This window comes from Thermosporothrix hazakensis, from assembly GCF_003253565.1.
GTDB classification, from domain to species: Bacteria; Chloroflexota; Ktedonobacteria; order Ktedonobacterales; family Ktedonobacteraceae; genus Thermosporothrix; species Thermosporothrix hazakensis.
The window spans coordinates 48,746-59,050 of record NZ_QKUF01000033.1 but is presented as its reverse complement, the minus strand read 5'-3'; the positions used below and the strand labels follow the sequence as shown (position 1 = coordinate 59,050).

Annotated in this window: 13 protein-coding genes; 3 read left to right on the top strand and 10 right to left on the bottom strand. The window is 54.3% G+C overall.

All coding sequences use genetic code 11. The features are described 5' to 3' along the window. Together EI42_RS27005 and EI42_RS27000 are read left to right on the top strand one after the other, a co-directional pair. Positions 1–564, top strand: a 564-nt coding sequence (locus tag EI42_RS27005) for an RNA-guided endonuclease InsQ/TnpB family protein (RefSeq protein WP_146505431.1), incomplete at its 5' end; no start/stop codon positions are given. Positions 565–595: 31 nt separating this feature from the next. Beyond that, positions 596–1,039 (top strand): hypothetical protein, encoded by a 444-nt coding sequence (locus EI42_RS27000; RefSeq protein WP_211326367.1) that lies wholly within the window; start codon positions 596–598, stop codon positions 1,037–1,039. On the opposite strand, the gene EI42_RS26995 is transcribed toward EI42_RS27000, so the two are convergent. The 10 genes from EI42_RS26995 to EI42_RS26950 all read right to left on the bottom strand — a co-directional run bounded on the left by EI42_RS26995 (position 1,031) and on the right by EI42_RS26950 (position 9,843). Further along, complete coding sequence (locus EI42_RS26995; protein WP_111325750.1) at positions 1,031–1,510, bottom strand: nucleotidyltransferase domain-containing protein; 480 nt, start codon at positions 1,508–1,510, stop codon at positions 1,031–1,033. The genes EI42_RS27000 and EI42_RS26995 overlap by 9 nt on opposite strands. A gap of 24 nt (positions 1,511–1,534) precedes the next feature. Further along, the gene (locus EI42_RS26990; protein WP_111325749.1) at positions 1,535–2,176 is read right to left on the bottom strand and encodes a class I SAM-dependent methyltransferase; all 642 of its coding nucleotides are present in this window, start codon (positions 2,174–2,176) and stop codon (positions 1,535–1,537) included. Between the two features lie 70 nt (positions 2,177–2,246). Next, positions 2,247–3,401 (bottom strand): cysteine desulfurase family protein, encoded by a 1,155-nt coding sequence (locus tag EI42_RS26985; protein ID WP_111325748.1) that lies wholly within the window; start codon positions 3,399–3,401, stop codon positions 2,247–2,249. Positions 3,402–3,526: 125 nt separating this feature from the next. Continuing rightward, positions 3,527–4,384: an amino acid ABC transporter permease gene (locus EI42_RS26980; RefSeq protein ID WP_111325747.1), complete on the bottom strand. Its 858-nt coding sequence runs from the start codon at positions 4,382–4,384 to the stop codon at positions 3,527–3,529. A 31-nt stretch (positions 4,385–4,415) separates the two neighbouring features. After that, positions 4,416–5,087 (bottom strand): amino acid ABC transporter permease, encoded by a 672-nt coding sequence (locus EI42_RS26975; RefSeq protein ID WP_111325746.1) that lies wholly within the window; start codon positions 5,085–5,087, stop codon positions 4,416–4,418. Positions 5,088–5,120: 33 nt separating this feature from the next. Further along, a complete protein-coding gene (locus EI42_RS26970) occupies positions 5,121–6,041 on the bottom strand; it encodes an ABC transporter substrate-binding protein (protein ID WP_111325745.1) in 921 nt (306 codons plus the stop codon). A gap of 214 nt (positions 6,042–6,255) precedes the next feature. Then, positions 6,256–7,092, bottom strand: a complete 837-nt coding sequence (locus EI42_RS26965) for an amino acid ABC transporter ATP-binding protein (RefSeq protein ID WP_111325744.1) — start codon at positions 7,090–7,092, stop codon at positions 6,256–6,258. Between the two features lie 211 nt (positions 7,093–7,303). After that, a complete protein-coding gene (locus EI42_RS26960; RefSeq protein WP_137686015.1) occupies positions 7,304–8,113 on the bottom strand; it encodes an NUDIX hydrolase in 810 nt (269 codons plus the stop codon). A 164-nt stretch (positions 8,114–8,277) separates the two neighbouring features. Continuing rightward, entirely contained in the window at positions 8,278–9,210 is a 933-nt protein-coding gene (locus EI42_RS26955; RefSeq protein WP_111325743.1) for a rhodanese-like domain-containing protein, read from the bottom strand. A gap of 72 nt (positions 9,211–9,282) precedes the next feature. Continuing rightward, the gene (locus tag EI42_RS26950) at positions 9,283–9,843 is read right to left on the bottom strand and encodes a hypothetical protein (RefSeq protein ID WP_111325742.1); all 561 of its coding nucleotides are present in this window, start codon (positions 9,841–9,843) and stop codon (positions 9,283–9,285) included. Between the two features lie 269 nt (positions 9,844–10,112). On the opposite strand from EI42_RS26950, the gene EI42_RS26945 reads away from it, so the two are divergent. Further along, positions 10,113–10,301 carry a hypothetical protein gene (locus EI42_RS26945; RefSeq protein ID WP_111325741.1) on the top strand — a complete coding sequence of 63 codons (189 nt, stop codon included), beginning with the start codon at positions 10,113–10,115 and terminating at the stop codon, positions 10,299–10,301. Positions 10,302–10,305 lie beyond the last annotated feature (4 nt).

Sequence of the window (10,305 nt, the reverse complement as noted above, 5' to 3'; positions counted from 1 at the left end):
CGGCTCAAGCGGCTGCATCGTCGGCTCTCGAAGACGCAGAAGCGCAGTCGCAATCGGCGCAAAGCCCGTCAAGCCCTCAGCAAAGCGTCTCTCAAGGTGCAACGGCAGCGCGAGGATTTCGCCAGGAAGCAGGCGAACGCGCTTGTCTCATCTCACGACGTGATTGCCTACGAAGCCTTGCAGATCCGCCATCTCGTCAAGAACCGCCATCTGGCCAAGAGCATTTCTGATGCGGCGTGGGGTCGCTTCCTCTGGTGGGTGAAATACTATGGCACGCTGCATCGTGTTCCAGTGATCGGGGTGGAGCCGGCCTCTACCAGTCAGGACTGTTCTCGTTGTGGACAACGGGTGAAAAAGAGCTTGAGTGTGCGTACGCATCTGTGTCCCGGCTGTGGGCTGCTCCTCGACCGCGATCACAATGCCGCCTTGAATATTCTGCAGAAGGCTCTACAGGGTACCGTCGGGCAGACGGGAACCGACGCTCCGCAAGGAACGTCGAACGCTTCTGGACAGCCTGCCGCTACGCGTCGTCGCACTGCGGCGCCGCGCAAGCAGGCTGGATGAAGGAAGAATCCCCGCCCTTCTGGCCTGGGGAGTGTCAACAAAGATAAAAGGAGCAGGTGGTGATGTGACGCTTGATGTGGGAGATGATCTATATAAGCTGCTCTACCGCTTCCAGAATGGAGATTATAAGAACCAGGGCCTGATTATTGGCATCAATGCGGATAGTCGCTATCTGTTTTTGCAGTATGGCAGTGGCGTTGCTCTGACGCGGGAAGAAGCCAAACAGGCAGGCGATGAGTTTCGGCGGGTTGTGGCGAGCAAGGGCTACACCGAGGGCGTGTTAGCAGCGCTGGCCTCTCTTGAGAAGACGCTGACGAGCAAGGGTGTCATGGGCGCGCAGAACCCGCTCGGACAATTGCTTCCCTGGATTATCGGGGGAATCGTCGTCATCGTCGTCGCGGGCGGTGGCTGGCTCCTCTATGTCCGACGGAAGAAGGCACAGCAGTCGCCCGCGCCCGAAGAGGAGTCAACCTGACACTTCTGTGATTGCTGCGATATCGAACAGGTCGGTCTCGCGCGCGACCAGCCGCTTATAGGCGATCAGGTCAGCTTTGCGCTGGACTGGCAGCTCAAGGCCAGCAAACGAGCAACGGCGCGCGGTGGCGGGGTTGGTCTCCATCCGAAAGCGCTTCCCATCGGGCGTGATACAGTATGCATCTTCGGCCTGTGAGATGTCGATAGAGACGCCGTCAAGTTCGATGGTGAGCATGAGAATATCGAAATTCTCATCCTGGAGCCGCTCAAGAGGCATGACGATAGCATTGCGAAAGAGTTCGCAGACAAGCGGCATATCTTTTTGTGCAACATCGATATCGATATCATATAACGGGCGAGACGAGCCATAGATCAGTGCGGCCAGTCCTCCAGTTATCTGAAACGCAACATGGTGAGCGCTCAACTGCTGGACAACCCGAGCAAGAGCGCATTGTTGTGTGGGTGTAATCATGGCACTCCGTATCGCATGTGGCGCCTACGCGGCGGGCTTATGCGCTCGCAGATAGACGCGATGTGTCTCCGCTTCAACTCCGGGATAGGGAGCTCGTTCAAGCCGTGCATCAAGCAGGAAGCCAGCCTGCTGTAAGAAGGCCTCCATCTCTTCAGGCTCGAAAAAGAAAAAGTCGAGATCAACAGGAACATTCCATAGGTTGTCGGCGTGAACAGTGTGCGTACCCTTGTGGAAGGAGAGCAGCAGCAGTCCGCCGGGTGCAAGCAACCGGTGCAACTCGCTCAACGCTGTGGGAATGTCTGGCCGCTCGATATGAATAAGCGAATAAAGCGCAACTATGCCTGCAAAAGCGCCTGAGGGAAACGAGGCCAGATCCAGCATATTGCCCTGCTGAAATTCGACTTCTGGTGTGAGCCGCCGAGCGACCTCAATCATCTGTGGGGAGAGATCGATTCCTGTGACATCAACTCCTCGCTCATACAGGTAGCGAGCAACATGGCCGGGACCACAGCCGATATCAGCGACATGTCCCTGCACGTCTGCGGCAAGCTGATCGAGCACGCTTCGGTCGAAAGGCTTGTGATCGAGCTCATGAAATACATCGCGAGCGTAGGCTTCGGCCGCGGTATCATAGCTGGTGCGAAACCGTTCGGTGTATTGCTTCATGCAAAGAACTCCATTCAGCAACGGACAATAGTATTGGGAAAACGACAAACTCCTGAGGATCTGTCGGCTGTTATTCGCGTAATGCCAGAGCACTGCGAGCGATTGCGCGTGCCGCCTGCTCTACCTCTTCTTCCGTCGTCCAACGACCGAGCGAGAGACGAAGTGCCGCCATTGCCCGCTGCTGTGAGAGCCCCATAGCAAGCAGCACTTCCGATGGCTCAGCCATGCCCTCATGACAGGCAGATCCAGTCGAAGCCGCGATTTCAGGGGTGGCGGCAAGTACCTGTTCCCCGATAGTGCCATCAATGCTCACGTTGAGCGTGTTGGGAAGTCGTTCGCTCGGGTGTCCATTCAAGTGCACAAGGCCGGGAAGCAGATGCTCAAGACGCTGTTGTAGCAGATCGCGTAGTTCCTGGAGGCGAGGCGAGCCCAGATGCTTTTGTGCAAGCAAGCAAGCGATGCCAAGCGCGACCATAAATGCGACGTTCTCGGTTCCGGCGCGCCGTCCTTGTTCCTGACTTGCCCCATAAATTGAGGGTTCCAGATCAAGGCCACGCCGTATGTAGAGCGCACCGATCCCCTTTGGCGCGTAGAGTTTATGGCCCGCGATGGTGAGCAGATCAACGCCCAGTTCAGAGACGCGAACCGGGACTTTTCCGACAGCCTGGGAGGCGTCGGTGTGGAAGAGTACGCCGTGTCGATGGGCGATAGAGGCCAGGGCGCTGATTGGCTGAATGGTTCCGGTCTCGTTGTTGGCGTACATGATTGAAACCAGCACGGTATCAGGCGTCAATGCGGCTTCCAGCGCGGCAGGAGAAACCTGTCCATAGTGATCGACGGGCAGATAGGTGACACGGAATTGATGCAGGCGCTCAAGACTACGACAGGCTTCAAGCACGGCTGGATGCTCGGTCTGCTGCGTGATAATGTGGTTTCCCCGATCACGATACATCAGCGCGGTTCCCCGAAGTGCCAGGGTATTGCTCTCGGAGCCGCTTCCCGTGAAAATGATCTCTTCGGGTGTGCTATCGAGCAGGTGGGCAACTCGTTCCCGAGCGGTCGCAATAGCGGCCCGGGGGGCGCGCCCATAGAAATGCGTGCTGGAAGGATTGCCGAAGTGGGCACTGAGATACTGTGTCATGCCATCGAGCACGGCAGGATCTATCGGTGTCGTGGCATTATAGTCCAGATAGATCGGGTTCTGATCGAGCGCTGGATGCGTCATGGCGAGCCTCCCTTCACGGCGCGAAGCATGCAAACAATTCCGAAACAATTGATTCTCTTCTTATTATAAGCGCGCCGCTATCAGAATACAAAGGCACCTGCCACGCGGTGTGACAGGTGCCTTGCTCAGTGGTGCTGTTTAGCCTCCATCCGCCGTGTGAGGAGCGACAGCGGATAGCAGATAATCAGGTAGAAGAGCGCTCCGAAAATGAAGACAAACAGCTTCGCATTCGCATCGGTTTGTGGGGCACCCAGAGCCAGCGTGATATGTTCCAGCTCAAGGACGCTGACCGCCGAAAGCAGTGAGCTATCCTGAACCAGACCAATAAAGTTATTTGCCAGGGGAGGAATGACCAGTTTAATCGCCTGAGGGAGTACGATATGTCGCATGGTCTGCCGGGCATCGAGACCCAGACTGAGCGCTGCTTCCGTCTGACCGGAGGGAACGGCGCGAATGCCCGCACGAAAAACCTCTGTCAGATAGGCACCATAATGAAAACTGAGGGCCATGATACCGTAAAAATAGCTATTGAATGAATCGGGAACCAGACTGTTGTTTTGCAGCACCGTCATAATATCAAAGGCGATGCGATCGGGATGAAAGCCCAGATTTGCGAGGGCCAGGCCGAAGCCATAGTACCAGAGCAGGAGCTGCACCAGAAAGGGTGTTCCTCGCACCACTTCCACATAGGTGACGGTGAGCCAGCGCACGGGACGAAAGGATGAAAGCGCCCCAAACGCACCCAACAGACCGATCAAGCAGGCGAACACGGTACTGATAAGCGAGACGACCAGCGTGACCAGCATTCCCTGTAAAAAGGCAGGAAAGTAGAGAAAAAGGATATTCTGATAAGAGAGCAGATAGATACCAAAAGCGAGCGCTGCTACAGCAGCAACGACATAAAAAAGCGCATCAAAGGCCGTACGCCAGCCATGCCGCTGAGGAGCGGGCCGAAGCCCCTTCAAAATCGCGTGCTTTTGCATTTCTTGCGTGTGTTCCTCCCACGGGAGAGCCTCAGAATTGCAGCGAGGCCCGGACCCTTGCTTCAAGTTTGCGTGCAACAAAAGAGGTTGGCAGGCTCATTGCCAGATAGAGCACGATTGCCAGCGCATAGAGCGGCAGCGGGTTGCTTCCGTGTCGCGTGACCCAGAAACTCAGGATAGAGGTCAGGTCGGTTCCTGAAACGAGGCTGACAATGGCTGAATCCTTGATCATAAAGATAAAATCGTTGACGAATGGTGGAATCATCAGCGGGATTGCCTGAGGTAGCACAATCCGAAAGAAGTTCTGCGCGCGCGAGAGACCAAGTGAGTAGGCAGCCTCAGTTTGTCCCTGCTCAACGGAGGCCAGCCCGGCGCGAAAAATTTCGGCTTCATAGGCCGCGTAGTTCAAAGCAAGGGCAGCAATACCGGCTGACCACGCGTTTATCATATTCGCCAGATGATATTGTGCGAGAATGGCACCAAGCGCATAATAGAGAATATAGAGCTGTACCAGAATCGGCGTTCCTCGAATCACTTCGATAAAGATACGGGCCGGCCCGTGGAGCCAGACGGTGCGAGCATTGCGCATCAATGCCAGCACCAGGCCCAGTACAAGCGCCAGGGGAAAGGCGGTGACACAGTAGATCACTGTATCACGCGCCCCGGCGAGGAACGCTGGTAGAGCCTGCAGGGCCAGATCCATCGTGTAACCTCCTTGAATCTCTACCAGATCGCGTTATTGAATGCCAATTTCTGCCTGCTGGTCATTCCACATTTTCCAGCGTTCATAGATTTTGCGCAGCGTGCCATCTTTCTTGAGTTGTGAGATGGCCTGATCGATCTCGCCCTTGAGCTTCAGCGCGTTGGCGTCGCCTTTGAGAAACGCAATGACATAGTCGCTGCTCTCGAAGGGCTTGCCAATTGGTTTGAGCTTCGGGTTTTTCTGAGAAGTCGGCCCACCGCCAAGCACATAGTAGGTCGCCATCGGGTAATCAAGGAAGACGGCGTCCAGGCGTCCAAGCGCCAGATCGTTCAATGGCAGGTCAGGATCATAGGTCTTTACCTTAATTTTCGGGTTGGTTGCCAGGATGTCAGCCGCTTTGAAGCCGGCTCCCGTCCCGACGGTCAGCCCTTCCAGGTCCTTCAGTGAGAGGTTGTCGTTCTCGGTTTTATCGGCAAAACGCTTATCATCGCTTCGTACAATGATCTGCTGTCCATAGCGGTAATACGGCTGTGAAAAGACTTCCGTTTTCTTGCGGTCCTCGTTGATCTCCCAACCGTTCATAATCAGGTCGAAGCGACCAGATTGAAGCGCCTGCTCAAGCTGCGGGTATTCGACCTCAACCATTTTGGCCTTGATACCCATCAGCTTTGCCAGCGCGTCGGCGATATCCACTTCAAAGCCGATCAGTTGCGTCGGGTTGGTGGGATCATGAAACACATAGGGAGCGCCTCCGGTGGCTGCTGCACCCCATTGCAACACACCGGGTTGTTTCAGCCCTTCGCTGGCGATGGTGGTCGCGCTTGAAGAGACAGGAGTCTGGACGTTGCCGCCACAAGCAACCAGAATTTCGGGAATCGCGCTACCGGCGATCAGGAGCCCGCCGAGAGTACCGGCACGTTGAAGAAAAGCCCGTCTACGCAGTTGAGACGCCATGATAGTATAAACCCTTTCTAAAAAACGAGATGTTATGGTTCAGGGTGAAACCTGCTCTGCACGCAGGAAGATGGAACAGGTAGGCATGCTCCCCACGAGCCAGGAGAGCGAAAACAGAAAGGGGGCCTGTTCCCACAGGGAGGGTATCCCTCCGGTCACAAAGAGGTATCCCTTATGCGGGGACCTGTCTTTGTGTTGATGTTGTATCTAGCTGTTACGCCAGCGTGAGATGCGCCAGCATGCGTTCTAAAAAGGCCTGGGTGCGTTTCTGTTTGGGTGCTCGGAACAGCTCTTCTGGATCGCCCTGTTCTATGATGCTGCCGCTATCCATGAAGACGACCCGATCAGAGACATCGCGCGCGAAGAACATTTCATGCGTCACGACGATCATCGTGCGTCCTTCATATGCCAGATCCTTCATGACGCGCAAGACTTCGCCGACCAGTTCAGGATCAAGGGCCGATGTTGGCTCATCGAAAAGGAGCGCCTGGGGCTGCATCGCCAGAGCACGCGCTATCGCGACACGCTGCTTCTGGCCGCCTGAGAGGCGTGAGGGGTAGGTGTCGCGCTTATCCAGTAATCCGACCTTCGCCAACAGGGATTCACCAAGAGCTATTGCTTCATCTCTGGACATTTTACGCACCAGCAAGGGAGCTGCGATGACGTTCTGAAGAACCGTCATATGGGGAAAAAGATTGAAGTGTTGAAAGACCATACCGAGTTCGCGGCGTATCGGGCTCAACTGCTTGACTGAAAGGTGAGGGTTGAGTTTCTGACCGTGAATATAAATATCGCCACTATCGGCCTTTTCGAGGGCATTCAGACAGCGAATCAGTGTACTCTTTCCTGAGCCGCTCGGCCCGATCAGGGCCACCACTTCGCCTTTGCGTACCTCGAAATCGATATCTTTGAGGACCTGCTTATCTCCGAAAGACTTGTTGAGCTTCTTCGTTTGAATGATGATCTCGTCAGCAATCGGCGGGCTGGGAGGGATGCCAGACGACGCGCTGTTGCTGGCAGCGGCGTGCTGGATGTTGATGTTGTCGTGCATGGTTGACGTGCTCCTTGCAAGGTTGGTACTGGATTGAGAATTTCGCAAAAAAATGTGCCGCCAGTTGCCTCAGGCAATGCGACCGCTAATATTATTAGCTTGTAGAGTCGTGAATGTCAATGCATAAAGAGCCAAAAAGCGGAGCGACTCGAAAAAAAGATGGTCGCTTGCTTTTTGGCTCTCCCGAGAGCAGGAACGAAATGAGAAAAGATTATATATCGTGTAAAAGCGGCTTCGGTAATTCCTGAAGAATGCGGGCAAGCTCCCGAGGCAGCGGCAATTCCAGTGCTTGTGTGGGCAGGAACCATTGCCCGTTATATTCGGTTGGCTCCGGTGGCGGGCTGGCGACCCGACAGAGATAGAGTAGATCGAAATGATAATGTGTGCCCAGATCAACAAGCAAGGTACGGTAGGGATGAGGCACGAAATAGGTGTTCTCTATCCGCAAGCCTGTCTCGGCGGGTTGCTGTAGAAAAGTTACGGTATAGCCTGTCTCTTCATGTATTTCTCGTATAAGCGCCTCATGTGGGAACTCACCCTCTTCCACGTGACCACCGGGCGGGAACCAGCGCCCTTTTGCTCGAGGAATCAAAAAGAGATGAGAGCCCTCCTGATCGAACACCAGCCCGGTCACAGTGAACTGATAGGCATGGCGCTGGTGGGGACGACAGTTGATGGCGGCCCGGCGACTGCGTTCCGCGAAAATAATGTTGCTCACCGCCGAGGGGTCCAGAGTGGCGAGAAGATAATGGGCCGTGATCGTGGGATCGGCGGCCAGCGTCACAACGGTGTCGGGATAGGCTTTATGCAGTTTGCTTGCCTCTTTTAGAGGACAGCAAGCGATGGCATCCTGTCCGGCCTTGATACACTCCTCGATGGCGCTTGCGGTGGCATCAATGCGCCGAAGCTGTGGCATGAGCTGTACCAGTGCTTCACAGGCTGAAAGAAGCTGTGCCGTGGCGGACTGTGCGGACGCGACCAGCAGGAAGACCAATCCGCCTTTCGCTCCTTTTTTATCCATAATACATAGGCTCCTCTACAAGACTCCTTATCCAAAGCTTGTCACAGAAAAATCGCTGACATGCTTTTTAGCGAATGTGCACATGCATCTGCATCTATATTGGAAGATACAGAAAGAATGACGATTCTTCAAGAAGAAAAGGAAACATGGGACTTTCATCTTCTTCAGGCATAGGGTTCAATCACCGGAAATCCGTTGGCTTTCCAGCCCGGATAGCCATCAGCGAGCGTCCAGGCCACAAAGCCCTGTTTGCGCAAAAAGGCGGCGGCCTGCTCTCCCCGGGATGTTCCCTGTTGCAGTATATTGCTATAGGTGACAATCAGGCGCTCCGGGGAGAGGGTGTTTGTCTGCTTGTAAAGCTGCTCCAGTGGCAGGTGTAGCGCATTGGGAATGTGACCGTTATGATATTCCAGTGCGCTCCGCACATCGAGGATCAGCGGCGAGCTGTGCAGCGCATGCAGCGTAGCGGATGCAATGCGATAGTGAAAGAGGTCCGTACTGTCTGGAAGCGGGATATGTGGGCCCTGAGGCGAAGCGGACCGGCGCAATTGGAGCGCCTCGGCAAGCGCTGAGATGGCCTCTTCTCGCTGACCGTTTGCTTGATAGGCAAAAGCAAGGTGATGCAGGGCCCACGCCTGAAACGTGAGCGGAGTGGAAAACTCGCGCATAGTTCGCAGCAACAGCGTGTAGAGCCGAACCGGACGCACGGTATCGCCATATTGGTGTGCATGCCGGGTAATCATGGCATAGGGATAGCACAGCCCGTGCTCAAGAAGTTCTGCTCTGGCCTGTTCTGTATGCTGCTGTTGAGCAAGCTGGAGAAAGCGCTGAAATACCTCATTCTCGACGCGGAAAAGCTCCTGCCAGTGGAGTGATGCCAGATTGCTGCTGACAAGCATTTCCGGGGCTGCCTGCGACCGTACAGCCATCAGGTGCTGCTGAACACACGCTTGCTTTCGGGCGATTGTGCTGGCTATGCATTCTTTGAAGGATGCACACATGCCATCTGTTGGGAGGTAACGAACGGTCTCCAGCTCTGTATAGCGTGCGAGATGGAGCAGGACAAGAAGACCGGCCTGAGCAAAGGGATCGTACATGATTCGGTCCTTTCCTGTAGTGTTTGTTATCGGGCGGCGCTCCCCATCTCAGAGATAGGGAGCCGGCCTGAATTACTCTTCCTTGAAATAGATAAGGCCTACCTGGCGCAGTGTTTCCAGCGCACCTTCTATCACCTGAGGGGGCAGATGAAGCTGTCCCTTGAGGTCATCAATGCTACGCTTGCCATCGATCAGCATAAAAATGGTGCGCAAGACAACACGTTCACGTGATGTCCGTCCGGCAAATTGCTCCGGTAAATAGGAACTCTGACGCACAGGGATGGGAGAAGAGATAAGCGAACGGGCAGGGGATGCCTCAATTGGCTGAGGGATCGCTTCTTCTACCGGGACCGGTGGCGGCTGCGTGGGCTCGTTGCTCTCCGCGCCAACGGTCACATTCCATATGTGTATTTGCAGGAGAATGTCCAGTGCAGGGTCACCTTTCAGAATCACGCCATTTGGCCCGGTAATGGCACTCGACGTGATAACACCACCTTGCGCATAGACGATGCCAACGCAGGGGTCTTTGATCAGTGTGCCGGGAACACCATCGGGAAGAGAGGTTTGTAAAGTAATGGGGTGGTTGCTAAATGTATCGACAATCGTCATAAGATCAAGATGATATATTCCCATGCTATGCCTCACCCATTCTAGCTCCAGTTTCCGCAGGAGACATGTTACTATAATAACGACCCAATGGAACGATCGATAGTGATTATGCAAATTCCCCTACTACTGTATCCTTTATCAAAGGAATAGTAGGAACTCAATTTTCTGCATTCGTTTATGATAATGTAATTTTATCATGGAGAAAGATGAATGGCCATAAAAAACATGTTAAGATTAGAAGAGTTCTTTTATGAATTAAATGTAAGAAAAAGAGAAGTGGTAGCGGTAGAATTATGAATAGAAATTTTCCTCCAGAAAAGGCTGGCATACAGGCAGAGAAAGAAGATGGAGAGTGGTATGAGATGTTAGCGCTGTTCTATGCATACCGCTGCTTTGTCCCTGTTGAAATCGCAACGCTTGTCGGAACCGGGGAGAAGGTGCTATGCTTGCTTCTGGGTGTTACGCCCATCTCAGGGCGGTAGAGAA

Excerpts from the sequence above, each read along its gene's own strand:
- EI42_RS26965 (WP_111325744.1), bottom strand. The coding sequence starts at position 7,092 with ATGCACGACAACATCAACATCCAGCACGCCGCTGCCAGCAACAGCGCG.
- EI42_RS26970 (WP_111325745.1), bottom strand. The coding sequence starts at position 6,041 with ATGGCGTCTCAACTGCGTAGACGGGCTTTTCTTCAACGTGCCGGTACT.
- EI42_RS26995 (WP_111325750.1), bottom strand. The coding sequence starts at position 1,510 with ATGATTACACCCACACAACAATGCGCTCTTGCTCGGGTTGTCCAGCAG.
- EI42_RS26955 (WP_111325743.1), bottom strand. The coding sequence starts at position 9,210 with ATGTACGATCCCTTTGCTCAGGCCGGTCTTCTTGTCCTGCTCCATCTC.
- EI42_RS26990 (WP_111325749.1), bottom strand. The coding sequence starts at position 2,176 with ATGAAGCAATACACCGAACGGTTTCGCACCAGCTATGATACCGCGGCC.
- EI42_RS26980 (WP_111325747.1), bottom strand. The coding sequence starts at position 4,384 with ATGCAAAAGCACGCGATTTTGAAGGGGCTTCGGCCCGCTCCTCAGCGG.
- EI42_RS26985 (WP_111325748.1), bottom strand. The coding sequence starts at position 3,401 with ATGACGCATCCAGCGCTCGATCAGAACCCGATCTATCTGGACTATAAT.
- EI42_RS26975 (WP_111325746.1), bottom strand. The coding sequence starts at position 5,087 with ATGGATCTGGCCCTGCAGGCTCTACCAGCGTTCCTCGCCGGGGCGCGT.
- EI42_RS26950 (WP_111325742.1), bottom strand. The coding sequence starts at position 9,843 with ATGGGAATATATCATCTTGATCTTATGACGATTGTCGATACATTTAGC.
- EI42_RS26945 (WP_111325741.1), top strand. The coding sequence starts at position 10,113 with ATGAATAGAAATTTTCCTCCAGAAAAGGCTGGCATACAGGCAGAGAAA.
- EI42_RS26960 (WP_137686015.1), bottom strand. The coding sequence starts at position 8,113 with ATGGATAAAAAAGGAGCGAAAGGCGGATTGGTCTTCCTGCTGGTCGCG.